This is a genomic window from Accumulibacter sp. (assembly GCF_023806565.1).
Classification (GTDB): domain Bacteria; phylum Pseudomonadota; class Gammaproteobacteria; order Burkholderiales; family Rhodocyclaceae; genus Accumulibacter.
Map to the genome: position 1 here is coordinate 17,989 of NZ_JAMTDV010000012.1, position 25,490 is coordinate 43,478.

General features: G+C 63.7%; 30 protein-coding genes. 8 read left to right on the top strand and 22 right to left on the bottom strand.

Annotated elements, in window-relative coordinates; all coding sequences use genetic code 11:
* Positions 1-13 precede the first annotated feature (13 nt).
* From rplI to NFV80_RS01220, 17 genes are all read right to left on the bottom strand, one after another.
* Positions 14-472 (bottom strand): 50S ribosomal protein L9, encoded by a 459-nt coding sequence (gene rplI / locus NFV80_RS01140; protein WP_295325417.1) that lies wholly within the window; start codon positions 470-472, stop codon positions 14-16.
* A gap of 9 nt (positions 473-481) precedes the next feature.
* Positions 482-757 (bottom strand): 30S ribosomal protein S18, encoded by a 276-nt coding sequence (gene rpsR, locus NFV80_RS01145; protein WP_034923543.1) that lies wholly within the window; start codon positions 755-757, stop codon positions 482-484.
* Positions 729-1,076, bottom strand: coding sequence for a primosomal replication protein N (priB, locus tag NFV80_RS01150; protein ID WP_366143382.1), 348 nt, complete (start codon positions 1,074-1,076; stop codon positions 729-731). The genes rpsR and priB overlap by 29 nt, the downstream gene beginning before the upstream one ends.
* Complete coding sequence (rpsF, locus tag NFV80_RS01155; protein ID WP_295325422.1) at positions 1,073-1,450, bottom strand: 30S ribosomal protein S6; 378 nt, start codon at positions 1,448-1,450, stop codon at positions 1,073-1,075. The genes priB and rpsF overlap by 4 nt, the downstream gene beginning before the upstream one ends.
* Before the next feature lie 188 nt (positions 1,451-1,638).
* Positions 1,639-2,340 (bottom strand): tetratricopeptide repeat protein, encoded by a 702-nt coding sequence (locus tag NFV80_RS01160; RefSeq protein WP_295325424.1) that lies wholly within the window; start codon positions 2,338-2,340, stop codon positions 1,639-1,641.
* 117 nt (positions 2,341-2,457) lie between these two features.
* Entirely contained in the window at positions 2,458-2,847 is a 390-nt protein-coding gene (locus NFV80_RS01165) for a DUF2237 domain-containing protein (protein ID WP_295325427.1), read from the bottom strand.
* Entirely contained in the window at positions 2,844-3,038 is a 195-nt protein-coding gene (gene iscX / locus NFV80_RS01170; protein ID WP_295325429.1) for a Fe-S cluster assembly protein IscX, read from the bottom strand. The genes NFV80_RS01165 and iscX overlap by 4 nt, the downstream gene beginning before the upstream one ends.
* Entirely contained in the window at positions 3,035-3,376 is a 342-nt protein-coding gene (gene fdx, locus NFV80_RS01175; protein WP_295325432.1) for an ISC system 2Fe-2S type ferredoxin, read from the bottom strand. The genes iscX and fdx overlap by 4 nt, the downstream gene beginning before the upstream one ends.
* Positions 3,373-5,274: a Fe-S protein assembly chaperone HscA gene (hscA, locus tag NFV80_RS01180; protein WP_295325435.1), complete on the bottom strand. Its 1,902-nt coding sequence runs from the start codon at positions 5,272-5,274 to the stop codon at positions 3,373-3,375. The genes fdx and hscA overlap by 4 nt, the downstream gene beginning before the upstream one ends.
* Before the next feature lie 56 nt (positions 5,275-5,330).
* Positions 5,331-5,858, bottom strand: a complete 528-nt coding sequence (gene hscB, locus NFV80_RS01185) for a Fe-S protein assembly co-chaperone HscB (protein WP_295325436.1) — start codon at positions 5,856-5,858, stop codon at positions 5,331-5,333.
* Positions 5,859-5,939: 81 nt separating this feature from the next.
* Complete coding sequence (gene iscA, locus NFV80_RS01190) at positions 5,940-6,263, bottom strand: iron-sulfur cluster assembly protein IscA (protein WP_295325438.1); 324 nt, start codon at positions 6,261-6,263, stop codon at positions 5,940-5,942.
* Positions 6,264-6,289: 26 nt separating this feature from the next.
* Positions 6,290-6,685, bottom strand: a complete 396-nt coding sequence (gene iscU / locus NFV80_RS01195) for a Fe-S cluster assembly scaffold IscU (RefSeq protein ID WP_295325439.1) — start codon at positions 6,683-6,685, stop codon at positions 6,290-6,292.
* Between the two features lie 23 nt (positions 6,686-6,708).
* Positions 6,709-7,920, bottom strand: a complete 1,212-nt coding sequence (locus NFV80_RS01200) for an IscS subfamily cysteine desulfurase (RefSeq protein WP_296757558.1) — start codon at positions 7,918-7,920, stop codon at positions 6,709-6,711.
* A gap of 65 nt (positions 7,921-7,985) precedes the next feature.
* Positions 7,986-9,143 (bottom strand): cysteine desulfurase family protein, encoded by a 1,158-nt coding sequence (locus NFV80_RS01205; protein ID WP_295325444.1) that lies wholly within the window; start codon positions 9,141-9,143, stop codon positions 7,986-7,988.
* 8 nt (positions 9,144-9,151) lie between these two features.
* Positions 9,152-9,643: a Fe-S cluster assembly transcriptional regulator IscR gene (iscR, locus tag NFV80_RS01210; RefSeq protein ID WP_295325446.1), complete on the bottom strand. Its 492-nt coding sequence runs from the start codon at positions 9,641-9,643 to the stop codon at positions 9,152-9,154.
* A gap of 57 nt (positions 9,644-9,700) precedes the next feature.
* Complete coding sequence (cysE, locus tag NFV80_RS01215; protein WP_295325449.1) at positions 9,701-10,453, bottom strand: serine O-acetyltransferase; 753 nt, start codon at positions 10,451-10,453, stop codon at positions 9,701-9,703.
* Between the two features lie 45 nt (positions 10,454-10,498).
* Positions 10,499-11,308: an RNA methyltransferase gene (locus NFV80_RS01220; RefSeq protein ID WP_295325451.1), complete on the bottom strand. Its 810-nt coding sequence runs from the start codon at positions 11,306-11,308 to the stop codon at positions 10,499-10,501.
* A gap of 66 nt (positions 11,309-11,374) precedes the next feature.
* On the opposite strand from NFV80_RS01220, the gene NFV80_RS01225 reads away from it, so the two are divergent.
* On the top strand, positions 11,375-12,184 hold the full coding sequence (locus tag NFV80_RS01225) for an inositol monophosphatase family protein (RefSeq protein ID WP_295325453.1): 810 nt from the start codon (positions 11,375-11,377) through the stop codon (positions 12,182-12,184).
* A 168-nt stretch (positions 12,185-12,352) separates the two neighbouring features.
* Positions 12,353-12,886 carry an O-acetyl-ADP-ribose deacetylase gene (locus NFV80_RS01230; RefSeq protein ID WP_295325455.1) on the top strand — a complete coding sequence of 178 codons (534 nt, stop codon included), beginning with the start codon at positions 12,353-12,355 and terminating at the stop codon, positions 12,884-12,886.
* A 12-nt stretch (positions 12,887-12,898) separates the two neighbouring features.
* Here NFV80_RS01230 and NFV80_RS01235 read toward each other — a convergent pair whose 3' ends face one another.
* A complete protein-coding gene (locus tag NFV80_RS01235; protein WP_296757562.1) occupies positions 12,899-13,342 on the bottom strand; it encodes a rhodanese-like domain-containing protein in 444 nt (147 codons plus the stop codon).
* Positions 13,343-13,554: 212 nt separating this feature from the next.
* Between NFV80_RS01235 and NFV80_RS01240 the strand changes: the two genes are divergently transcribed.
* The 5 genes from NFV80_RS01240 to NFV80_RS01260 all read left to right on the top strand — a co-directional run bounded on the left by NFV80_RS01240 (position 13,555) and on the right by NFV80_RS01260 (position 20,529).
* Complete coding sequence (locus NFV80_RS01240; RefSeq protein WP_296757564.1) at positions 13,555-15,402, top strand: FAD-dependent oxidoreductase; 1,848 nt, start codon at positions 13,555-13,557, stop codon at positions 15,400-15,402.
* Positions 15,403-15,411: 9 nt separating this feature from the next.
* Complete coding sequence (locus NFV80_RS01245) at positions 15,412-17,250, top strand: 2-oxoacid:acceptor oxidoreductase subunit alpha (RefSeq protein ID WP_296757566.1); 1,839 nt, start codon at positions 15,412-15,414, stop codon at positions 17,248-17,250.
* A gap of 1 nt (position 17,251) precedes the next feature.
* Positions 17,252-18,307, top strand: a complete 1,056-nt coding sequence (locus tag NFV80_RS01250) for a 2-oxoacid:ferredoxin oxidoreductase subunit beta (protein ID WP_296757569.1) — start codon at positions 17,252-17,254, stop codon at positions 18,305-18,307.
* A gap of 154 nt (positions 18,308-18,461) precedes the next feature.
* Positions 18,462-19,310, top strand: coding sequence for an archaetidylserine decarboxylase (gene asd, locus NFV80_RS01255; protein ID WP_295325467.1), 849 nt, complete (start codon positions 18,462-18,464; stop codon positions 19,308-19,310).
* A gap of 223 nt (positions 19,311-19,533) precedes the next feature.
* Positions 19,534-20,529, top strand: a complete 996-nt coding sequence (locus NFV80_RS01260; protein ID WP_295325470.1) for a hypothetical protein — start codon at positions 19,534-19,536, stop codon at positions 20,527-20,529.
* Between the two features lie 36 nt (positions 20,530-20,565).
* On the opposite strand, the gene NFV80_RS01265 is transcribed toward NFV80_RS01260, so the two are convergent.
* The 4 genes from NFV80_RS01265 to NFV80_RS01280 form a co-directional block, all read right to left on the bottom strand.
* Entirely contained in the window at positions 20,566-22,206 is a 1,641-nt protein-coding gene (locus NFV80_RS01265; RefSeq protein WP_295325472.1) for a 3-(methylthio)propionyl-CoA ligase, read from the bottom strand.
* Between the two features lie 29 nt (positions 22,207-22,235).
* On the bottom strand, positions 22,236-23,120 hold the full coding sequence (locus tag NFV80_RS01270) for an alpha/beta hydrolase (RefSeq protein ID WP_295325475.1): 885 nt from the start codon (positions 23,118-23,120) through the stop codon (positions 22,236-22,238).
* 100 nt (positions 23,121-23,220) lie between these two features.
* Positions 23,221-23,508 carry a putative quinol monooxygenase gene (locus tag NFV80_RS01275; protein WP_296757572.1) on the bottom strand — a complete coding sequence of 96 codons (288 nt, stop codon included), beginning with the start codon at positions 23,506-23,508 and terminating at the stop codon, positions 23,221-23,223.
* Positions 23,509-23,609: 101 nt separating this feature from the next.
* Positions 23,610-24,440 (bottom strand): oxygenase MpaB family protein, encoded by an 831-nt coding sequence (locus tag NFV80_RS01280; RefSeq protein WP_295325479.1) that lies wholly within the window; start codon positions 24,438-24,440, stop codon positions 23,610-23,612.
* Positions 24,441-24,753: 313 nt separating this feature from the next.
* Between NFV80_RS01280 and NFV80_RS01285 the strand changes: the two genes are divergently transcribed.
* Positions 24,754-25,098, top strand: a complete 345-nt coding sequence (locus tag NFV80_RS01285; RefSeq protein ID WP_295325483.1) for a hypothetical protein — start codon at positions 24,754-24,756, stop codon at positions 25,096-25,098.
* Positions 25,099-25,490: the final 392 nt, after the last annotated feature.

Here is a 25,490-nt window from a genome sequence, read left to right on the forward strand (position 1 = left end):
GACGGGCGGCGAGCTACAGCTTCGGTTGCTCGACGACGACGGCGACCGTCACCGTCGCCAGCACGTCGCTGTGCAGCGACACCTCCAACTGCGTCTCGCCAATCGTCTTGAGCGGACCGGCAGGCATGCGAATCGCCGATTTCTCGATCTCGAATCCAAGCGCGCGCAAGCCATCGGCGACGTCGAAATTTGTCACCGAACCGAACAGGCGACCATCGACACCGGCCTTGCGCGCAATCGTCACCACCACTCCACCGAGCTTCTCGGCCTGTGCTTGCGCGGCGGCCAGTTTCTCGCCGGCAATGCTTTCGAGTTCGGCACGCTTCGCTTCGAACTCCTGCAGTGCAGCAGGCGTCGCACGCTTGGCCTTCCCCTTGGGAATCAGATAGTTGCGAGCATAGCCAGCGCGCACCTTGAGGAGATCGCCGAGGTTTCCGAGGTGGGCGACCTTTTCCATCAGAATGATTTGCATCGTCGTCTCCTACTGGTGATTGTCGGTGTACGGCAGCAGCGCGAGAAAACGGGCGCGCTTGATGGCAACCGACAGCATGCGCTGATAACCCGCCTTGGTCCCGGTCAGGCGCGCCGGCATGATCTTGGCGTTCTCGGCGATATACTCCTTGAACAGATCGACGTCCTTGTAGTCGATCTCTTCCATCTTCTCGGCAGTGAAGCGGCAGAACTTGCGCCGCTTGAACAGACCACTTCCCCGCTTCTTGACGTTCTTGTCATCCTTCTTCTTGAAGAATCTTGCCATCTTGATTTCCTTCGACAAATTCGATCGTAGTGATATGCAGTCTCGGCTGCTTGCTGTTTCGGCTACGGGCGGCGAGAAAGCCGGTCAGGCGAAGCGCCGCGCCGGGACTTGCCGCCGCCAGCCAGCGTGCCGTCGGACCCAGCGCAATCGCCCGGATCTCGCACTCGACGCGACGGGGACTGCCGGCTTCCACCTGTTCCGACTGGTGTTCGATCAGGCATTCCGTGACCGGCACGCCAGCCGGCGTGAAGCGCAGCCCCTGCCGCTCGATCAGGGTTCCGGTCAGCTCGAGCCGATTCAGCAGCGCCTCGACAATCAGTCAGCCGACTGCTCGGCCGTTGTCGGCGCGCGCACCTCGAGCAGCGACTTGGACTTCTCGTCCTTCATCATTGGCGAAGGCGAGCTCACCGCACGCTTCGTCTTGATCGTCAGGTGTCGAAGAATCGCGTCGTTGAACTTGAAGCCATGCTCGAGTTCGCTCAGGGTCGCGCCATCGCACTCGATGTTCATCAGCACGTAGTGCGCCTTGTGCAACTTCTGGATCGGATAGGCCAGCTGGCGACGTCCCCAGTCTTCGAGACGATGGATCTGCCCGGCACGCCCGGCGATGAGTGACTTGTACCGCTCGACCATCGCCGGGACCTGTTCACTCTGGTCGGGATGGACGATGAGGACGATTTCGTAATGGCGCATGCATACTCCTTGTGGTTGAAGCCCCCCGCCATGCGAACGGTGGAGCAAGGTGGAAAAACCCGCTATTGTAACCGTCTTCCGGCGGGTCGATCAATGTGCTTTCTTGCCAAATCTTTCCTGCCAATCGCGGCTACCGGATCTGCGACACGATAGTGTACATCGTGGCCAGGTATGTGGCCGAAAGGCAGTCATGGCCCGGACGAAGAGCTCTGGAGGTAGCGATCGAGCGCCGGCGAGAAGTTGCCGGCGCGGGACATTTCGCCGGACAGGCCTTTCGCCGCGTCGATTTCCGCCGGGCTCATGCTGCGAGCCAACTGAGCACGATGGTTCGGCGCCGGATTGCCCGGGGAGGAATCGTTGCGGGCCGATACGCTGTAGAGCGCGTAGGCAACGACGAGGTTTCTGGATACACCCTGACCGAGCTGGTAACAGACGCCCAGCAGCAATTGCGCACGTGCATCCCCCCGATCAGCAGACTGACGATACCACTTCGCCGCTTCCCTGAAGTCGAGCGCAACACCCAGGCCACTTTCATGGAGCACGCCGAGGAGGAGCTGGGCACCCGGGTTTCCCTGCTCCGCTGCAAGGCGATACCAGTGCGCGGCCTGCGCGAGGTCCTTGGCAACGCCATCGCCATTCTTGTACATTTCTCCGAGCGCGAACTGTGCCTGCGCATAGCCCTGTTCGGCCGACCGACGATACCACTGGACGGCTTCCCGGTAATCCTGCGCGACGCCCCGACCAAGATCGTAGATCTCGCCAACCCTGTACTGGGCCACTGCGTCGCCCTTCCTCGCCGCCTGGTAAATCGCCTGTGGCAGCCCCCGGTCGGCCGCTGCCGCGGTAAACAGAACGCCGGCAAGCACGCAGGCAACGACCCATTTCTTCATCGACACACTCCCCAGAACAATTCGACCGATCTCCGGCCAGCGCGCAAACGGATGCCGGCCGTACTGCCCTGGCCGCTGGCGCCATTCCTGCCGCGAGTTGCTGGCAGCGCCGGCACGTCAATTCAGATCGATCGCGTACCGTTTGAGGTCGTCCAGGCCGACGATCAGCAGCGCGGCTTCATTGGTGGCATTGAGAACGACGCGTGGCGCCTTGCCCGCGTGCAGGGCTTCGCGCCAGCGCATGGCACAGAGGCACCAGCGGTCGCCCGCCTTGAGTCCGGGAAAGGCGAACTCGGGACGGGGCGTCGACAGGTCGTTGCCACGCGCCTTGGAAAATTCCAGAAATTCGCTGGTTAGCAGCACGCAAATCGTGTGGCTGCCAAGGTCTTCGTCCCCGGTGTTGCAACAACCGTCGCGATAAAACCCGGTCATCGGCTTCTCGCTGCACGAACCCAGCGGTCCGCCGAGAACGTTGCGCTGGCCACCACCGGTGTCGTCGGGCTTCATTGCAGCTCGTCAATCCAGGCCTGCTGGATCGCTTCCAGGATCTTCTCGCCACAGTGCCGGGAGTCGTCTTCGAAGCCGGGCAGAGCGAGCACCCAGTTCATCAGGTCGACGAAGTTGATCTGCAGCGGATCAATCTGCGGATGAGCTTCCGCCAGTTCGACGGCAATCTCGTTGATGTCGGTCCATTTCATCGATGCCCCTCCTTGGCCATATTGATCGAATAACGCGGGATTTCGATCACCAATGGCGTTTCATTGACGATCACCTGGCACGACAGCCGTGAGTTCGGTTCGAGACCCCAGGCCTTGTCGAGCAGATCGTCTTCGATCTCGTCGGAAGGTTCGAGTGCTTCGAATCCCTCGCGCACGATGACATGACAGGTGGTGCAGGCGCACGACATTTCGCAGGCATGCTCGATGGCGATCCCGTTTTCGAGCAGGTTCTGGCAAAGGGATTCGCCCGCTTGTGCCTCGATCAGCGCACCTTCGGGACAGATCTCGACGTGCGGCAGGACGATGACCTGCGTCATGTCGCTTCTCCGGTGTGCGCAATCGTCGTATCGCTGTCGAGTTCGCTGATCCTGCGGCCGGCGAAAGCGCGGCGGATCGACTTGTCCATGCGTCGTGCGGCGAAGTCCTTGGTGTCGGCTTCGAGGTCATCCATCGCCAGCACGATCTGGCGGCGGTTGTCGCCGCGCGTCGCTGCCTGCAGCTTGCCAATGTCGGCGTCGATGCGCGCCCGCTCGTCTGCGCTCAGCAGTTCGCCGTCGCCGACCAGCGCCGCGCGTACCGCCTCGAGCAGGCGTTCGGCGTCGATCTGCGCTTCCCGCAGCGCTCGCTGGAGCGCATCGTCCCGGACGTGCTGCAGCGAATCCTTGAGCATTTCGGCGATTTCGTCGTCCGACAGGCCATACGAGGGCTTGACCACGATGCTCGCTTCGACGCCGGAAGTCTTCTCGCGCGCCGTGACTGCCAGCAGACCATCCGCGTCGACCTGGAAAGTGACGCGGACGCGAGCAGCACCCGCCACCATCGGGGGGATCCCGCGCAGTTCGAAGCGGGCCAGCGAGCGGCAGTCCCCAACCAGTTCGCGCTCGCCCTGCACGACGTGCACTGCCAGCGCCGTCTGGCCGTCACGAAAGGTCGTGAACTCCTGTGCACGCGCCGTCGGAATCGTTGCGTTACGGGGAATGATCTTCTCCACAAGTCCGCCCATGGTTTCGATCCCGAGCGACAGCGGAATGACGTCGAGCAGCAGCCAGTCGTCGCCGGCGGCGCCATTGCCGGCCAGCAGGTTTGCCTGCTTGGCCGCCCCGATGGCGACGACCTTGTCGGGATCGAGATTGTTCAGTGGGTCCTGCCGGAAGAAATCGCCGACTGCGCGCTGCACCTGCGGCATGCGCGTGGCGCCGCCGACCATCACCACGCCCTTGACGTCGGCAACGGACAGGCCGGCATCGCGCAGCGCCTTCTTCACCGGCTGCATGGTCTTCGCCACCAGGGTCTGCGTGATCTCGGAAAAGATCTCGGTGCTCAGAGTCAGGTCGACGATCTCGCCACTGTCGAGACGCGCGCTGATCGGAGCCACGCCATGAAAGGTCAGGTATTCCTTGGCCTCGCGGGCGCGCGTCAGCAGCACGCGCGCGTCCTCGACCGACAAGGGCTTGAGCCCAGCCGTTTCGAGGATCCAGCAGAAGATGCGGTGGTCGAAGTCATCGCCACCGAGCGCCGAGTCACCGCCGGTCGCCAACACTTCGAAAATGCCGCGCGACAGCCGCAGGATCGAAATGTCGAAAGTGCCGCCACCAAGGTCATACACCGCATAGACGCCTTCGGCGGCGTTGTCGAGACCGTAGGCAATCGCTGCCGCGGTCGGCTCGTTGAGCAGGCGCAGCACCGGCAGTCCGGCGAGCCGGGCAGCATCCTTGGTGGCCTGCCGCTGGGCATCGTCGAAATAGGCGGGAACCGTGATCACCGCCCCCAACAGTGCACCTCCCAGCGACGCTTCGGCGCGCAGGCGCAGGTTGCGCAGGATCTCGGCCGAAACCTCGACCGGACTCTTCAGACCGGCAACAGTGTGCAGGCGCAGCATGCCCGGCGCGTCGTCGAAGCGGTAGGGCATTCCCTCGCGATTGCTGATGTCCGCCAGGCCGCGGCCCATGAACCGCTTGACGGAGACGATCGTGTTGCGGGGATCGAGCGCCTGCCGGGTTTGTGCGTCGTAGCCGACTTCGGTCTGCCCATCCGGCATGTAGCGGACCACCGAAGGCAGCAACGGACGCCCGAGCTCGTCGCTGAGGACAACCGCCAGACCACTGCGCACCGTTGCCACCAGCGAATTGGTCGTTCCCAGGTCGATGCCGACGGCCAGTCGGTGCTGGTGCGGCGCACTGGATTCACCCGGTTCCGCAATCTGTAGAAGTGCCATGAAGGAATTCCTGGTCCTTGTTGCAGGTGGCTCGGTGCAGAAGCCTTGCTTGCTACCTACTCCTCGCAGGCCGCCATCGCATCGTCGATCTCGGTGAGCAGCTTTTCCAGGAACATCAGGCGCCGCACGTGGTCCGCCGCTCCTTCCAGATCGCGCCGGTCGTCTAACAGGACGGCGACGGCCTCGTAGCGATCACGCAGGTCCCGCTGCAGGCGATGGTGCAAGCGCTCGAGTTCGTGGTGTTCGCCAGCGGCGCGCGCTTCGCCAACCGCCTCGCGCCATTCCATCTGTTCGACCAGGAACTCCGCCGGCATCACGGCATTGTTGTCGATGGCGACATCGTGCGCCGCCAGTTGCAGGAGGTACATTGCCCGCAGCAAGGGCCTCTTGAGCGTCTGGTAGGCCTCATTGACGCGCGTCGCCCATTGCAGCGAGAGCCGCCGTTCCGCCTCGCCGGCACTCGCGAAACGGTCCGGATGAACCCTGGACTGCATTTCGAGGTAGCGCCGGTCGAGTTGCGCCGAATCGAGCCGGAAAGCGATCGGCAGATCGAAAAGCGTGAAGTGATCGGCATTGAAGTCCATGATCTTTCGGCAGCGCAAGCCCCCTCGGCCGGCGGCGCGAACAGGCGACAGAGCCCGCTGCTCCCCCGCTCGGTCGACGCACTAGACGTTGAAACTCTCGCCGCAGCCGCAGGCGTCCTTGACGTTCGGGTTGTTGAAGCGGAATCCTTCGTTGAGACCCTCGCGCGCGTAGTCGAGCTCGGTACCGTCGAGATAGGGAAAGCTTTTCGGATCGATCAGAACCTTGACGCCGTGCGACTCGAATTCGATGTCGTCCGGTCGTGCGATGTCGGCGAACTCAAGCTTGTAGGCCATCCCGGAACAGCCACTGGTGCGCACGCCAAGCCGCAGTCCGATGCCCTTTCCGCGTTTGACCATGTAGTTCGCCACGTGCCTGGCTGCCCGTTCGGAAAGCGTCACTGCCATGAAAAACCTCCTGCTTTACTGGTCTGTCAAGCCGAGACTGGCTCGCCGTGCTTCTTCTTGTAGTCGGCCACTGCCGCCTTGATCGCGTCTTCCGCGAGGATCGAGCAGTGAATCTTTACCGGCGGCAGCGCCAGCTCGTCGGCAATCTGCGTGTTCTTGATCTCGAGGGCCTGATCGACCGTCTTGCCCTTTACCCACTCGGTCACCAGCGAAGACGATGCGATCGCCGATCCGCAACCATACGTCTTGAACTTCGCGTCCTCGATGACGCCGCCCTTGCCGACCTTGATCTGCAGCTTCATCACATCACCGCAGGCAGGCGCGCCGACCATGCCGGTGGCCACCCCCTCTTCTTCCTTTCCGAACGAACCGACGTTGCGTGGATTCTCGTAGTGATCCAGCACCTTGACACTGTATGTCATCCTGCTTCTCCTTCAACATTTCCTCAATGTGCGGCCCACTGGACCGTGCTCAGATCGATCCCTTCCTGCACCATCTCCCACAGCGGGGAAAGTTCGCGCAATCTGCCGATCTTCTCGTGCAGCAACTTGATCGCGTACTCGATGTCTTCCTCGGTAGTGAAACGCCCCAGCGTAAAGCGGATCGAACTGTGCGCGAGTTCGTCATCGCGACCGAGCGCGCGCAACACGTACGACGGCTCGAGCGACGCCGAGGTACAGGCCGAGCCGGAGGATACCGCCAGATCCTTGATCGCCATCAGCAGCGACTCGCCTTCGACGTAGGCAAAGCTGATGTTCAGATTGTGCGGCACCCGATGCTCCATGTCGCCATTGACATAAACGTGCTCGATGTCCGCCAGCCCTTTGAGCAGACGGTCGCGCAGCATGCGGATGCGCTCGTTCTCGGCGCCCATCTCCAGCCGTGCCAGCCGGAAAGCCTCGCCCATGCCGACGATCTGATGGGTGGCCAGCGTGCCGGAGCGGAAGCCGCGTTCGTGACCACCGCCATGCATCTGCGCGTTCAGGCGAACACGCGGCTTGCGACGAATGTACAAGGCACCGATCCCTTTCGGGCCGTAGGTCTTGTGCGCCGAGAAGCTCATCAGATCGACCTTCAATGCGCCCAGATCGATTGCCACCTTGCCCGTCGCCTGCGCGGCATCGACATGGAAGATGATCCCGCGCGATCGGCAAATCTCGCCGATTTCGCCGATCGGCTGGATGACACCGATCTCGTTGTTGACCAGCATCACCGACACGACGATGGTATCCGGGCGCAAGGATGCGCGGAACACGTCGAGGTCGAGCAGGCCGTTGTCCATGACTTCGAGATAAGTGACCTCGAATCCCTGGCGCTCGAGTTCGCGACAGGTATCGAGTACGGCCTTGTGCTCGGTCCTGACCGTGACCAGGTGCTTGCCCTTGCCGGCATAGAACTGGGCAGCCCCCTTCAGCGCCAGATTGTTCGACTCGGTCGCTCCCGAAGTCCAGACGATCTCCTTCGGATCCGCATTGACCAGCTTCGCGACTTCCTCGCGCGCTTCCTCGACGGCCGCCTCGGCTTCCCAGCCGAAGGAATGCGAACGCGAGGCAGGGTTGCCGAATTTCCCCACCAGATAGGGGATCATCTTCTCGGCTACGCGCGGATCGACCGGCGTCGTTGCCGAATAATCGAGATAGATGGGCAGTTTCAGCATCACGGTTGCTCCGGGGTGTTCATGAGAGTGTTCGTGCTCGCACAGAATGTTCCTGTCGGTAACGGTCAGAACGCCATCGCGGTCAGCCGCTGCAGCCCGGCGATGGTTGCCTGCAGCGTACTCAGGAAGCCGGCCACCTGCTTTTCGTCGTTACCGACACCAAGACTGACACGCACCGCACCGCGAGCCAGTCCGGGATCAACTCCCATCGCCCGCAGCACGTGCGAGGGCTCCGGATTGGCACTGGAACAGGCAGCGCCGCTGGCGACTGCGAAACCTGCCCGATCGAGGTATCCGACCAGTGTTTCGCCGTCGAGTTCACGAAACGCAAAATAGACGGTGTTCGGCAGCCGCTCCGCAGTCTGGCCGAAAATTGTCGCGCCGAGCGTCTGCAGACCGGCTTCGAGTTGCCCGCGCAGGACGCGCAATCGCCGCGCCAACTCGCCCTGCCGCGTCGCTGCCAGCTCGCAGGCGACACCGAAACCGACGATCGCCGCGACGTTTTCGGTTCCCGAGCGCAAGCCGCGTTCGTGACCGCCGCCGGCGATCAACGGTTCGAGTTCGACCCGCTTGTCCAGCAACAAAGCGCCGGCACCTTTGGGACCGCCGATCTTGTGCGCCGACAGCGTCAGCGCATGCACACCGGCGGCATTGAGCCGGCGGAAGTCGACCGGAATCTTGCCAACCGCCTGTACCGCATCGCTGTGAAACCACGCACCCGACCGGCGCGCCAGTTCAGCGAGCGACGCCACGTCCTGCAGCACGCCCGTTTCGTTGTTGGCCAGCATCAACGAGACGATTTTCGGCTTGCGCTCCATCACCTGCGCGAAATGTGCGGGATCGACACGCCCGGCGCAGTCGACCGCCAGTTTTTCGAGCATCCAACCACGCCGCGCGAGTTGTTCGGCAGGCTTGATCACGCATGGGTGCTCGATCGCACTCACTGCCACCAGACCGGGCCGCAGACAGGCAGCAGCGCCTTTGAGCAACAGATTGTTGGCTTCCGAACCGCCACTGGTGAAAACGACTTCCGTAGCGTGCGCCCCGACCGCAGCAGCGACCTGGCTGCGCGCCTCGTCGATCGCCCGCCGTGCTGCTCGCCCGTACTCGTGCCGGCTGGACGCGTTGCCGAAGCGCAGCGAAAAATACGGCAGCATCGCTTCGAGCACCGCCGGATCGGTCGGCGTGCTGGCATTGTGATCGAGATAGACGGGAGCGAACACCTCGCGCCTCAGCCGCTGACGGGAGCCGCCTTGGCGCGCGCGCGCGGCTTTGCGCGGCGCGTATCATGAAGAACCGAGACCTTGCCCCCGGTCTTCCCGAGCTGTTGCTCGACAAGCTCGGACAGCGTTACCGAACTCAGGAACTCGTACATCTTGTCGTTCAGCGTCGCCCACAGTTCGTGCGTCATGCAGCGCTCATCGTCGCGACAGTTCTCGCGACCGCCGCACTGGGTCGCGTCAAGCGGCTCATCTACCGCGCGAATGATGTCGGTAACCGTTATTTCATTCGTCGGCCGCGCCAGACAGTAGCCACCGCCCGGACCACGCACGCTGTCAACCAGACCATAGCGACGCAGCTTGCCAAACAGCTGCTCGAGATACGAAAGGGATATTTTCTGACGATCGCTGATTCCTGCCAGCGAAACCGGACCCTCGCTGCAACGCAGCGCCAGGTCGATCATCGCGGTCACTGCGAAACGTCCTTTGGTGGTTAGTCGCATAGATCCTCCACGCACAATAGTTGATCGAATTGCTACAGTATAATGATGGCGCCAGCTTTAATCAACTATTTTACTCAAGTATTCGGGATCGAACTGATCGCCGCCCAGCACGTCGCCCTGGATGTCGACGCCGACTTCGACGAGCTTTCCGAGCAAACGTTCAAAACGCCGGTCCGCCTCGACCGCATGGTCGAGCAGCCCGTGAATTGCCTTGGCCAGCGGATCGTCTTGATCGCCGGCCAGCGCATAGGCCGAAAAACCCAACTGTCCGGCCATCTCCTCGCGCCTCTTGGCCTGCGCGCTGTCGATGATGCGTGCAGGGTTTCCGACCGCGGTTGCCCCCGCCGGCACGTCCTTGATCACGACGGCGTTCGACCCGACCTTGGCCGCCGCTCCGACGGTGATCGGACCCAGTACCTTGGCACCGGCACCGACCACGACGCCGTTTTCCAGCGTCGGATGCCGCCTCCCCTTGTGCCACGAGGTACCGCCCAGCGTGACTCCGTGGTAGAGCGTGACATCGTCGCCGATCACCGCTGTTTCGCCGATCACCACTCCCATCCCGTGATCGATGAAAAAGCGTCGGCCGACGACCGCTCCCGGATGAATCTCGATTCCCGTGAAGAATCGTCCCAGGTGCGAAACCGCTCGTCCCAGCCAGTACAGGCGATGCGTCCACAACCAGTGAGCAAGGCGATGGCAGAGCATCGCATGCACGCCCGGATAGCAAGTCAGCACCTCCCAGAAAGTGCGGGCTGCGGGGTCACGGTCGAACACGGACTGAATGTCTTCACGCAGATGGTTGAACATCGAAAGGCAATCCTCGTTCACTTTGCAGCATCATACAATATCCGACTAAATCGTTCCACTATTAGGGACACCTTCGGCGTGCGGCGCGGGCTCCGCGAACTTCCGCTCGACTGCGTCGAGCAAGCCACGCAGGATGTTGATTTCGTCGCGTTCGAGTTCGGCGCGGCCGAACAGGCGCCGCAATTTGGGCAACAGCCGCCGCGGCCGTTGCGGGTCGAGAAAGCCACTGCCAATCATCACCCGTTCAAGGTGCGCAAAAAACAAGGCCACTTCCTGGTGGCTCGCGGGTGGCGAGGCAAAGGGGACCGCCTTGCTCGCTACCGGTGGCAACCCCGCGAATGCAGCGAGACGCAATTCGTAGCACAGCACCTGTACTGCCGAAGCCAGATTCAGCGAACTGTAATCCGGAGCCGCCGGAATGAAGACCGTTCGCTGACAACGCTGCACTTCGATGTTCGACAGTCCGGCGGTTTCGTTGCCGAAGACGAGTGCCACTTCGCCCGCGCCTGCCCGGGCCAGAATTTCGGCGGCAGCAGCGCGCGCCGCCAGCGGCGGGGGCCCGAGGTTGCGGTGCCGCGCCGAAACCGCGCAGGCAAAGACGCAGTCAGCCAGGGCCGCGTCAAGACTGGCACAGATCTCTGCCTGAGCAAGAACGTCAGCGGCGCCTGCCGCGCGCGCCACCGCCTCGTCGTCCGGGAAACGCTTGGGATCGATCAACAGCAGGCGCGACAAGCCCATCGTCTTCATCGCACGCGCAGCGGCGCCGATGTTGCCCGGATGGCTGGTGTGCGAGAGAACGACTCGCACGCGGTCGAGTGGCGAGCCTGCAGATCGAGACCGCACAGGCAGGTTCATATTAGAATCGGGATTCTTCCATACCCATCGGGTGGCAACCGTCACCCGACGGTTTCCGCAAAAGCCATGCATCCAGCTCTCAACATCATCATCAAGGCGGCGCGACGAGCCAGCCAGATCATCAACCGTGCCTCACTCGACCTTGACCACCTCCAGGTCACCACCAAGCGCCAGAGTGATTTCGTCACCGAAGTGGACCGGAAAGCCGAGGCGGCAATCATCGAGGTGCTGCGCGAGGCGTATCCCGAATATGGGATTCTAGCAGAAGAGTCGGGCCAGACCGCGGGCAGCGCCAACGGTAGCGAGTATCAGTGGATCATCGATCCGCTCGACGGCACGACCAACTTCATCCACGGCTTTCCGCAGTACGCCGTTTCGATTGCCCTCGCCCACCGCGGACAGGTCACGCAAGCGGTGGTGTACGACACCGTGCGCAACGAGATGTTCACCGCCAGCAAGGGCGGCGGCGCCTTCCTCAACGAACGTCGCATCCGGGTCAGCAAGTGCATCAGATTGGAAGACGCACTGATCGGCACCGGTTTCCCCTACCGGATCTACGACCACATCGACGCCTATTTGGCAATCTTCAAGGAACTGGCGCGCAAGAGCGCCGGCATTCGCCGTCCGGGCGCCGCTGCGCTGGATCTCGCCTACGTCGCCTGCGGACGTTTCGACGGCTTCTGGGAGTTCGGCCTGTCGCCCTGGGATATCGCCGGCGGCGCGCTGCTGATTTCCGAAGCCGGTGGCTTGGTTAGCGACCTCGCCGGCAACGAGAGATACCTGCAGACTGGCAACCTGGTCGCCGGCACGCCAAAGGTCTTCGCGCAGTTGCTGCAGTTGATCGACGGTCACCGAACGCCTGGCCTGGCGGCCTGACCCCACCATGGCGATCGCGGCGGGCTCTGGATTGCCGGACGGGGGACCCGGATGGCGGTACCCGCGCATCCGTGGTCGGAACAGCACTCGGGAAGCGCTACGCAAAGCGTCGACGACCAGCCGCGGGCGGCTGGCCTAAGATTCTTGTCCGGGGGACTTTGCGTTCCGGTGAACACGCCAACCCTGCTCCATGCACTGCAAGCGGACATCACCACGCTGGCAGCCGACGCCATCGTGAACGCCGCCAACTCGTCGCTGCTCGGCGGCGGCGGGGTCGACGGGGCGATCCACCGCGCTGCCGGTCCCGAACTGCTGCACGCATGCCGTCGGCTAGGCGGCTGCCGGACGGGCGACGCAAAACTGACCGAAGCGTTTCGCCTGCCTGCCCGCTATGTCATTCATACCGTCGGACCCGTCTGGCGTGGCGGTGCCAACGGCGAGGCGGAACTGCTCGCTTCGTGTTATCGCCGCTCGATCGAGCTCGCCGCCGCGCACGGGGTCGTACGCCTGGCCGTGCCGAGCATCAGCACCGGCATCTACGGCTACCCGATCGAGCAGGCGGCAGGCATCGCCGTAGCGACGGTCCGCTCGGCAGTGCGGGATTTTGGCCAGGTGCGCGAGGTACTGTTCTGTTGCTACTCGTCGCACGATCTCCGGACTTACCAGGCGCTGCTCGACGAAAGCAGCCCCAGAAATGACTGACCGCGAAAACTGTCAGCAGCGCGCTCCGGTCGGACAGGTCGGTGCAGTGACCGCCGGCGCCAGCGGAAGCCCTTCCTTGTCCCAGGCGAGAATCCCGCCCTTCAGGTCATACACGGTCGAATAGCCCGCCTGCTGCGACAGGAACTCGCCGGCGGCCCGGCTGCGCTTGCCACTGCGACACACGAGGATCACCGGCTGCTTCCTTTTCGTCGCCTCCTGTACGCTCGCCAACCACGCAGGCGGATCAGACCGGCCACGTTCATCGACGAAAGTCAGCAGCCTGCTGCCGGCGATGACCCCGGTCTCCTTCCATTCCCCTTCGGTGCGGACGTCGATGATCGGTACGCCCGAGGCACTCAGGCGAGCCACTTGCGCCGGGTCGATCTCGACGACTTCGGCGTGCGCGACAAGGGAAAACAGCGAGCCAAGAAACCAGCAAACCGACATGCGAACCATCAGCGATACTCCCCGTACAACGAAACCAGAATTTTACAGCGGGACCAATGCTGCAACGCGTGCGCAACAGCCTGCGGCAAGCGCTCAACCGCGCCGCATGAGCTCGCAACTTTGCACGACAACTCTTTTCACGGCTCCGGCGCCGCGCTAGTATGCCGCTCTTGGGAGCCAGCGGCCGTGGCTCCGGACTCGTACCGAAGAAAGGATACGTGTTGAAGCCCACCGATATAGGCACGCCCGACTACTTCCACAAAGTCGTTGATTGTCAGTGGGCCTGCCCTGCCCACACTCCCGTTCCCGAATACATCCGCCTGATTGCTGCCGGCCGCTACAGCGAGGCCTACCTGGTCAATTGGGTGTCGAATGTCTTCCCGGGAATTCTCGGACGCACCTGCGACCGACCCTGCGAGCCGGCCTGCCGCCGCGGCCGGGTCGAGGAGGAAACCACCGATGGCCACGAGCGCAAGGAGCCGGTGGCGATCTGCCGCCTGAAGCGGGTCGCCGCCGACTACAAGCAGGACATCCGGCCTCGCCTGCCACGGCCGGCGGCGCAAAAGAACGGCCGACGCATCGCCTGCGTCGGCGCCGGTCCGGCCTCGCTGACGGTGGCACGCGACCTCGCGCCGCTCGGTTACGAAGTGGTGGTGTACGACGGCGACGCCCGCGCCGGCGGCATGATCCGCACGCAGATCCCGAAATTCCGTCTGCCCGAGGAGATCATCGACGAGGAGACCGGCTACGTGCTCGACCTGGGGGTCGACTTTCGCAGCGGGCAGTACGTCCGTTCGCTGAAAGCCCTGCTCGCCGAAGGCTATGACGCGGTTTTCGTTGGTTGCGGCGCGCCGCGCGGACAGGATCTCAACATTCCCGGGCGCAAGGAAGCGGCCACGCACATCCACCTGGGAATCGACTGGTTGGCGAACGTCGCCTTTGGCCATGTCACCTCGATCAAGCGGCGGGTGATCGTGCTCGGTGGCGGCAATACGGCCATGGACTGCTGCCGTTCGGCGCGCCGGCTCGGCGGCGAAGACGTCAAGGTGATCGTCCGCTCGGGCTTCGAGCAGATGAAAGCCAGCGCCTGGGAAAAGGAGGACGCGATGCACGAAGGCATCCCGATCCTCAACAACCTGGTGCCCAAGGCCTTCACGCACAACAGCGGACGGCTCACCGGCGTCACTTTCGAGAAGGTGCGTTCGGTATACGACGAGCGCGGACGGCGCACGCTGGTGCCGACCGGCGAACCCGACGCGCACTTCCTCTGCGACGAGGTGCTGGTCGCCGTCGGCCAGGAGAATGCCTTTCCATGGATCGAACGCGATGCCGGCATCGAGTTCGACAAGTGGGGGCTGCCCAAACTCGACGAACGGACGATGCAGTCCACCCTGCCCAACGTCTTCTTTGGTGGCGACGCCGCATTCGGGCCGAAGAACATCATCTGGGCGGTGGCGCATGGGCACGAGGCGGCGGTATCGATCGATCGGCTGCTGAACGGCGAGGACATCGCCGTGCGACCGGCGCCGATGACCAATCTCGTCTCGCAGAAGATGGGCATTCACGCCTGGCGCTACGACAACGCAATCTCGATCGACCGTCGCCTGCGCGTACCCCTGCGCGACGTCAGTGCGGCGCTGAAGAACATCAGGATCGAGGTCGAGCTCGGTTTCGACCCGCAGCTGGCTTTCAAGGAAGCGCAGCGCTGCCTGAACTGCGACGTGCAGACGGTTTTCCAGTCGAGGCTGTGCATCGAGTGCGACGCCTGCATGGACATCTGTCCGATGGACAGCATCAGCTTCACCAGCAACGGCGATGAGGAGGAATTGCGACCACGGCTGCGCGCTCCGGCGCTCAACCTGAGCCAGGATCTCTACGTGTCGGAGACACTGAAGACCGGGCGGGTGATGGTCAAGGACGAGGACGTGTGCCTGCACTGCGGCCTGTGCGCCGAGCGCTGCCCGACCGGAGCGTGGGACATGCAGAAGTTCCTGCTGGTGATGACACACGCCGGCGCCGGCTGCCGCAACGCGGCGCTTGCGCAGGATTCGCAACAAGCAGCCGCCTGAGGAGCGAAAATGCAGAAGATCGAAGCGGTCAATGATTTCGTCATCAAGTTCGCCAACATCAACGGCTCGGGCTCGGCGTCGGCCAACGAACTGTTCGCGCGTGCGATCCTGCGCATGGGCGTGCCGGTTTCGCCGCGCAACATCTTCCCGTCCAACATCCAGGGCCTGCCTACCTGGTTCGAGGTGCGAGTCACCGAGCACGGCTATCTGGGCCGGCGCGGCGGCGTAGACATGATGGTGGCGATGAATCCGCAGACCTGGGATCAGGACGTGCGGGAAATCGAATCCGGCGGCTACCTCTTCTACGACAGCTCGAAGCCGCTGCCGCGCTCGCGATTTCGCGACGACATCCACATCCTCGCGATGCCGCTGACCGAGCTGTGCAACGACAACTACAGCGATGCGCGCGAGCGGCAGTTGTTCAAGAACATTCTTTACGTCGGCGCCCTGGCGACATTGCTCGACATCGACGCAGCCGAAATCGAGAAGCTTTTCGCCGAGCAGTACCGCGGCAAGGAAAAACTGCTCGACGCCAACATCCGTGCCCTGACGCTGGGCCGCGACTACGCTCGCGCCAACCTCAAACCGATCGCGCTCAAGGTCGAGCGCCGCGACTGCGTCGGCGATCGCATATTCGTCGATGGCAACACTGCCGCGGCACTCGGCTGCATCTACGGCGGTGCGACGGTTTGCGCGTGGTATCCGATCACTCCCTCGTCGTCGGTCGCCGAGGCTTTCCAGCGCTACGCGCAGAAACTGCGCATCGACCCGGAAACCGGCGGACGTCGCTACTCGATCGTGCAGGCCGAAGACGAACTGGCGTCGATCGGCATGGTCATCGGCGCCGGCTGGAACGGCGCGCGCTCGTTTACCGCCACTTCCGGCCCTGGCGTTTCCTTGATGTCCGAGTTCATCGGCCTCGCCTATTTCGCCGAGATTCCGGCGATGGTGATCAACGTCCAGCGCGGCGGCCCCTCCACCGGCATGCCGACGCGCACCCAGCAGGCGGACATCCTGGCCTGCGCCTACGCCTCGCACGGAGACACCAAGCACGTCCTGCTGTTCCCGGAAGATCCCTACGAATGTTTCGAAATGTCGGCGCAGGCACTCGATCTTGCGGAACGCCTGCAGACGCCGGTATTCGTCATGTCGGATCTCGACATCGGCATGAACCAGCGGCTGTGCCGTCCTTTCACCTGGGACGACAGCCGCGAATACGACCGTGGCAAGGTGATGACCCGCGAGGCACTCGACGCCGGCGCCGACTTCGGACGTTACCTCGACGTCGACGGCGACGGCATCCCCTACCGCACCTATCCGGGAACGCATCCGACCAAGGGCGGCTACTTCACCCGCGGCACCACCAAGAACGCCTACGCCGGCTACTCCGAGGCAGGCGCCGACTACATCTACAACATGCAGCGGCTGCAACAGAAATTCGACACTGCCAAGTCGCTGGTACCCCTGCCGGTGCTTTCGGCGGCGAAGTATCCGGCGCGTTTCGCCGCCATCTTCTACGGCTCGACCGGCCCGGCGATGCAGGAAGCGCTCGACGCGCTCGCCGACCACGGCATCTACATCAACGCGCTGCGCGTACGCGCCTTCCCGTTCCAGAACGAGATCGCCGATTTCATTGCCGCACATTCCAGGGTGTTCGTCTTTGAGCAGAATTTCGACGGCCAGCTGACGACGCTGCTGGTCAACGAAGCCGGCGTCAATCCGGCGAGCCTGATCCCGGTGCTGCACTACGACGGTACGCCGATCACCGCGCGCTTCATCACCCAGGAGATCGCCGAGCGCGTTTCGCGCCTCAACGTGCGCCCGCTCCGCGAACACATGGTGGCCTGAAATGACCTATCTCGCCAAGCCCAGCCTGCACCATCCCTCGCTCGCCAAGAACCGGGTCGGCTACACGCGCCGCGACTACGAAGGCAAGATCTCGACCCTCTGCGCCGGCTGCGGCCACGACTCGATCTCGGCGGCGATCATCCAGGCGTGCTGGGAACTCGACATCGAGCCGCATCGCGTCGCCAAGCTCTCGGGAATCGGCTGCTCGTCGAAGACGCCCGACTATTTTCTCGGCAACTCGCACGGTTTCAACACCGTCCACGGGCGCATGCCGTCGGTGCTCACCGGCGCCTACCTCGCCAACCGCGAACTGATCTACCTCGGCGTTTCCGGTGACGGGGACTCGGCGTCGATCGGCCTCGGGCAGTTCGCACACGTAATGCGCCGCGGCGTCAACATGACCTACCTGGTCGAGAACAACGGCGTCTATGGGCTCACCAAGGGACAGTTCTCGGCGACTGCCGACAAGGGATCGAAGTCGAAGAAGGGACAGACCAACAACGACGCGCCGATCGATCTGGTGATGCTGGCGCTGGTGATGGGTGCAACCTTCGTCGCGCGCGGTTTCTCGGGCGACAAGACGCAGCTCGTGCCGCTGATCCGGGCGGCGCTCGCGCATCAGGGCGCGGCGGTGATCGACATCCTCTCGCCGTGCATCGCCTTCAACAACCACAGCGGCAGTACCAAGAGCTACGACTACGTGCGCGAGCACAACGAGGCGGTCAACCGCATCGACTTCTTCCCGCTGCGCGAGGAAATCACCGCCGAGTACGACGCCGGCGAATTGCTCGCGGTGCGCCAGCACGATGGCTCGGTGGTTCATCTGCGCAAGCTGCACGCCGATTACGACCCGACCGACCGCATCCGGGCGATGAGCTACGTGCAGGAGCACGCCGCCCGCGGCGAGGTGGTGACCGGCCTGCTGTACGTGGACGAGGACGCGCGCGACCTGCACCAGCAGCTCGATACCGTCCTGCCACCGCTGAACTCGCTCGGCGCCGCCGAACTGAGCCCGGGTTCGGCGGCGCTCGAAAGGATCAATGCGTCGCTGCGTTAGCGCAATTCGGGGTTAGCTCGGCGCCGGCGGCATCGCCCGCTGAACGGCGGCGAAGGAAGCGCGCCTTGCCCCGGCCCTTGCCCGAAACCGGCGAAGCTCCCGCCCGGGGCGCGAACCCGTATAATCGCGCCTCCTCATTTCGACAGGCTCGATCGTGTCCGACCGTCTCGCCGTGCTGGCCCAGTATCTGCTGCCGAAACAGGCACTCACCGCCGCCGCCGGCAAACTGGCCAGCCATCGCGCCGGAGGTCTGACCACCGGCGTCATCCGCTGGTTCGTCAACCACTACGGCGTCGACCTCGACGAAGCGGTCGATCCTGATCCGCAGAGCTACCTGACCTTCAACGACTTCTTCACGCGCCCGCTGCGCGCTGGTGCGCGGCCGCTTGCCGAGGCCGATTTCGTCTGCCCGGTCGACGGCGCGATCAGCCAGTTCGGTCCGATCGAACGCGATCAGATTTTTCAGGCGAAAGGCCACCGCTACTCGACCACCGCCCTCGTCGGCGGCGACCGCCAGCTCGCCGCCGGCTTCGTCGATGGCGCGTTCGCCACCCTCTACCTCAGCCCACGCGACTACCACCGCATCCACATGCCGGTCGATGGCCGCCTGACGCGCATGATCCACGTCCCCGGCGCGCTGTTCTCGGTCAATCCGACGACCGCGCGTGGCGTTCCCGGTCTGTTTGCCCGCAATGAGCGCGTCGTCTGCGTCTTCGACGCGGCCTTCGGCCCCTTCGTCCTGACCCTGGTCGGCGCCACCATCGTCGGCAGCATGGCCACGGTCTGGCACGGCACCGTCAACCCGCCACGCCCCGGACGAATCCGCGAGTGGTCCTACGGCGATCGCCAGATCGTGCTCCGCAAGGGCGATGAAATGGGCCGCTTTCTGCTCGGATCGACGGTCGTCCTGCTCTTCCCGAAGGATACCCTGCGCTTCGACCCGGTCTGGGCAGCGGCACGCCCGATTCGCATGGGGGAGAGGATGGCCGAACAGGCGGGGTAAGGGGCGCGCAGTGCAACCCCACGCACTGGCAGCCCGCGCCGGAAAAACGAGCAGGAGAACGACAAGTGCACCGCCTGCAATCAGTGCAGGCATACTATGTGGGCTCGAAGCCCTGCGCTGTACCTCACCTCGATCCCGTCTCATGCTTCTGATCGTCGCTTCAGCGTTGTCAAGGCAAGGAATCCATCAGAAGCACTCATCTGCGTGAACCAGAGTTCCAGATATGGCCATCTTTCGCTGCAACAAGTGCGCTCACCTGCAGGAATGCGCCGACACTCAGGTGGGCTCTACCGTGCTCTGTCCACGCTGCGGTCATCCGGGCCAGGCATACCAAACCCTTTTCTTCGTTGGAAGGCTGCTCGATAAATATTTCGAGGCCAGGCGCGAGGTCATTCGCCTCACTCCGTCGACTGACGGCCAGACTACCAGCCAGACCATGATCGCCACGCCGCCCTCTGCGGCGAACATGATCGATCTCTCGAATACGGATCAGCTTGCCTCCAAAGAGCAGCACGAACCGATCGTCGATTGGTTCCGCCGCAAACAGGTCGCCGTTCAGGCGAACCTTCGCGGCGTCGATACGACGGGGTTTTTTGACGAAGTGGCAATGGCAATCGGCAGCGATCTGCCGCTGGTGAAAGACGTGCTGGAACGCATTCGCTGGGCACAGCAGAGGGAATATCCGAGCACCAGCATTCCATTGGTCAACCGATCGGCAGAGGACGTGCAGGCCATTTCGGCATTCTGCGAGCGACTGCACGAGTTTTCATTTCTTGCCAAGTACATTCCCGACCGCCAGAAAAACCGTCTCCTGCTTGTACTGCAGACCGCTCCCGCGATTCGCCAATTCTTTAACGGTGAATGGCTCGAATGGTATGTACTGATGACCTGCCTGCAATACGCGAGAGAACGCAGGAAGTCTCTTTCCTGTGCGCGCCGCTTGAGCATTACGCTGACCAACAATGACAGCCACGAACTCGACGTTTTTGCACTGATCGACGGCCAATTGCCTATCTGCATCGAATGCAAGGCAGGCGAGTTCCGTCAGGACATCGATAAGTACCTGAACATACGCAAACGCCTCGGGCTGGACGGCAAGAACTTCGTGATCTGCGTCGCCGGCCTCAGCGAAGAGCACGCCAAAGGACTGAGCGCCATGTACGATCTCGGGTTTGTCAGCGAGCGCGAACTCCTGGCGCATCTGGCACGCCTGTTCTGAGCACGCGCCAGGTTTGCGGACAAGAGCGCGCAGCGCTCACCCGCCCGGCAGTCGGTAATCCCTGAACATCTCGCGCAGCCGGAGCTTGTGCAGTTTGCCGGTCGCGGTGTGCGGCAACTCGTGGACGAAAGCGACATCGTCGGGAATCCACCAGTTGGCCACCTTGCCCTGCAGGAACTGCAGCATCTCGTCGCGGGTCAGGGTCTGTCCGGGCTTGCGGACGATGATCAGCAGCGGCCGCTCCTGCCACTTGTCGTGCGCGGCAGCGATCACCGCGGCTTCGGCGACCGCCGGGTGGGCGATCGCGGCGTTCTCGAGGGTGATCGAGGAAATCCACTCGCCACCGGACTTGATCACGTCCTTGGCGCGGTCGGTGATCTGCATGTAGCCATCGGCGTCGATCGTCGCCACGTCGCCCGTGTCGAAAAAACCGTCGGCATCGAGCAGATCCTGGCCCGCCTCGCGGTAGTAGCCGCTGGTGATCCACGGTCCGCGCACCAGCAAATGGCCGGCCGTCCGACCATCATGCGGAAGGCGGCGACCGTCGTCGTCGACGACCTTCATTTCGACGCCGTAGATGGCGCGCCCCTGCTTCTCCTGCACGGTCAGACGCTGTTCGAGCGTGTATCCCTGGTGCTTGGGCAACAGATTGCAGACGGTGCCGACCGGCGACATCTCGGTCATTCCCCAGGCGTGCACGACGAAAGCGCCGAATTGGGTCTCGAAGCACTCGCTCATCGCGCGCGGCGCCGATGAGCCGCCGATCACGACGCGACGCAGACACAGCTCCTCCTTCGGCCGCAGACCGCTCGCCTCGACATGCTGCAGCAGCATCAGCCATACGGTCGGCACACCCAGGGCAAGCGTCACCTTCTCCGCACGGAGCAGTTCATAGACGCTCCTGCCGTCGAGTGCCGGACCCGGCATCACCAGTCTGGCGCCGCTCATGGCGCCGGCGTAGGGCATTCCCCAGGCATTGACGTGGAACATCGGAACGACCAGCAGCAGCGTTTCCGCAGCACCGATGCCCAGACCGTCGGCGGCACAGGCGGCCCAGGAGTGCAGCACCGACGAACGATGAGAGTAGAGCACGCCCTTCGGATTGCCGGTGGTACCGGAGGTGTAGCAGAGCGACGAGGCCGTGTGTTCGTCGAACTGCGGCCACTCGTACTCGTCGGAAGCGGCAGCCAGCAGATCTTCGTAGCAGAGCAGGCCGGGAATGTCGCACTCGGGCAGGTGCGCACGGTCAGTCATCAGCACGAAAGCGCGGACGCCGGTTGCCGCCTGCGCCAGCTTCTCGATCAGCGGCACGAAGCTCAGATCGAAAAAGACGAACCGATCCTCGGCGTGCCGGACGATGTACTCGACCTGCTCGGGAAACAGGCGGGGATTGATCGTGTGCAGCACCGCACCCATCCCCGAGACGCCGTAGTACAGCTCCATGTGGCGGTAACCGTTCCAGGCCAGCGTGGCGATCCGGTCGCCGGTGGCGACGCCGAGCCCGCTCAGGGCATTCGCCACCCGTTTCGCACGCCGGCCGATGTCGGCATAGGTGCAACGATGCATCGGCCCTTCGCAAGTGCGCGAAACGATCTCGGCCTGCGAATGAAAACGCGCCGCGTGTTCGATCAGCGACGAGATCAACAAGGGGCGGTCCTGCATCAGTCCCTGGAGCATGGCGTATCCTCTCTGCCTGTCGGCGGTGGTTAGAGTCCTTGCAAGGTTCGTATCAACTCGTCGTTGTAGCCCGCGAACCGATGTACGTCGGTATGTGCTGCCAGTGGCAGTCGCAGCAGCCTGGCCTGCGGCGCCGCCGTCTGCAGGCGCTCGCTGTGTTCGATCGGAATCAGCGAATCGCGCTCCCCATGCACCAGCAGCAGCGGGCCATGCAGGCGCTGGACGTCGGCACAGGTCGCCAGCGGATAGCGCAGCAGCAGCGTCGGCAGCAGCGGATAATGTGCCTGCATCAACTGCGTCATGCTGCAGTACGGAGACACCAGGATCGTCAGATCGGGTTGCACCTCGGCAGCCAGACCGGCAGCTAGCGCCGTGCCGAGCGAGCGCCCAACGATGACCTTGCGCTTGCCGGCATACTGCGCAGCGACCGCGCGCCAGGCAGCCAGCACGTCGGCGCGCAACTGCTGCTCGCTGGCGATGCGGCCGCTGCTCTTGCCATAGCCACGATAGTCGATCATGAACAGATCGTAATTGGCCGCTCGGTAGAGGTCGGCATGGGTGAACCAGGTCGCCAGATTGCCGCTGTTGCCGTGCAGATAGAAGACGACACCGCGCGGATTCGGCAGCCGCAGATGCAGGGCGGAGAGCGTCGCACCATCGACCTCGATCGTCAGCTCGCGCACGTCGGGGAGTGCGAACTGGTACGACGGCGACAGCCGATCGGGTTGAAAGATCAGATCTTCCTGATAACGGTAGATCCACGCCAGTGCACCCAGGTAGGCGCCGACGACCAGAAGGGTCACGAGCGCGAGCGCACGCCACCAGCGCGACCGCAGACGCCGACCGGGCGCCGCGCTGGCCACGCCGCACGGGGACGCGTCGCCCCGCAGGAATTCGCGATCGCCTACCGGCATCCACACTTTCCGCTGGTACATCGCGCGGCAGCAGCGGGGATGCAGGGCGGAGAGGCAGAGGCGCTTCCCGCGAGCGAGCGCAATGGCCTGCCCGCGCGCTTCACTCGACCTGCGTGAAGCGGTGGATCAGCGGCGGCTGCCCGAGCAGTTCGCCGGCACGCGCGATCGCCGTCGCCACGTGCGGGCTGGCCAGATGCGCATCGGCGGCGGCCTGATCGCGCCACTGCTCGCTGGTCACGAATTCGAGCGGATCGTCCTGATTGTGAAACAGCTCGTAGCTCAGGCAGCCCTCCTCGCCTCGGCTTGGCAAAAGCAAATCCTGCAGGACCGCGAGGAGCTCCTTTTCGGCGCCTGCCCGGGCGGTGATGCGGGCCATGATTCTGATCATTCCTTTCCTCCCCTGTTCGAGTGTCGTAAAAAAATGGGCGTCGACAGACGCATGCTACAGGATACGCACCGCCTGCGCGTTCGGATGCAGGCAGCGCGCGATCAGTCCGCAGGGGGTGGGCCCAGCGATTCGATGCGGTAGCCATGCGGATAGTCGCCGCGCGGGATCTGCGTGCGCAGCTTCGGTCGCCGCCGTTTCGGCAGGCAGCGCAGCGCGCCGGCGCGCAGCCGGAGCGCGTGCTCGGCGGTCCAGATCAGCCAGCGCGGCGCCGCCGGCAAGCCAAAAGCGGCAAGCAGCGGCGGATCGAGCAAGGCGTGGATGCTGCGCCGCACGAGCGGCCGCAGCAAGGCGGGAAACCAGCCGGCAAACAGCTCGCGCGTCGCCAGTGCGACTCGCTGGTTGGCCTGCGTGAATCGGAAATTGGCGGTCTCGTAGGCACGACCATACGACTCGAACTCCGGCATGGTCTCGGGAATGTCGCGAATCCGCATGCGTTCGCCGAGTTGCCGCCAGAACGAGAACCACGCCAGTTTCTCCGACTCGCTCATGCGCCGCCAGCCGAAGCGCTCGTTCCAGCGGATCGGCTCGAAGACGAAAGTGGAAAGCACATACAGGAAATCCTCGTTGGCAATCCGGAAGCGCGCGTGCAGTGAATTCATGCGCGCGATCGCGCGCGCGCCGCGCGGGCTGTCGAAGCCATTTTCGATGATTTCGTTGATGATCAGGTCGGTATCGTCGTAGCGCTTCCCGGCGCGCCTTTCGAACTCACCGGTGGCGTGCAGCAGGCCGCCGATGCGCACCGAGGCAAAGGTGCGGAACAGCGCGAGTTCGAGCGAACGGGTGGTATCCCAGGGAAAAACGACCGTCGCCAGGTGGCGAACGATTTCCTGACAATCGCGTTGCGGATCGGCGGTGGAGATGGCGGACATCATTTTCCTCTTCTGTCGTGTGGCCACTCTGGCAATACGTGCGGACACCGGCGCACGGATGCAAGGTTGTCTGTCGCGATGTCCATCGGGAATCTTGACCGACTGCAAGCATGATTGCACAACACCCGGTCGGTGCGGCAAGACCCCACGCACGCACGCCCAGGAGACGCGAATGTGATGCGCTGGCGTGCAGTTTACCGCTGCGTCTGCTGCCGCCCGATGCTACATTGCGGGCTGTCGCCGGCACCTGTCATCTGCCGAAAGGCTTGCCAGGCATTCGTTTCGCCGCCGCGGCAAATCGAAAGGAGGATGGCCCATGATGAGGATTCCACCGGAAGCGATACCGCCCGTCGCCAACGTTGCCAAGGAAGTCGAAGGAGAGCGAAAGGTCGAACCCGTGGCCGGGGTCACGAGAATTCCCGGCGACTTTGCCGCCACGCTGCACGAGCAGGCGGGGCCCCTGCCGCCAGGCGAAAGGAAAGTGCCCGCTCAACTGCCCGGCCCTGCGACCGTCGGACCGCTCGCCGAAGGCTCGTCGGTACCGGTCGAACGTCGGCACGGGGAGCGCCGTTCGGAAAACCGCCCGGTCCTCCTCGACACCCGCTCGAACCGAGGCCGCCGCCGCGGCGCCGACGACGCGCGCATCAACATCGAGGTTTGACCGCGCGCTTGTCTTCCCGGCTGGCAAGAGCTCATTCCTCCATGTCGGGGGCTTGGTCGACGCGCCTGTTCGACTTGGACGTATGGCCGGTGGAAAAAGGAAAGCGCCAACCTTAAGGTCCGTGTTCCGGCATCCAGTGCAATGCTACGAGACACTCCACACTGCCGTCACTCCAGGCGTCGCGGTCGAAATCCGACCCTGTAAGCTCAGAATTCCGCTCTAAGCACCGCCGCCTGCACGCCGGCGGCCCCCCCCGGGATTGATGTGGCACTACTGGCAGTCATGCCGCTTACGGTCGACGCAAACCGGCGACCGAAGCGCGAATCGCGGAGGGAACCTGCCAGCATAGCTGGCAGGCCGTCCTGTTGACCGACTGGTCAGGCATGGCCACC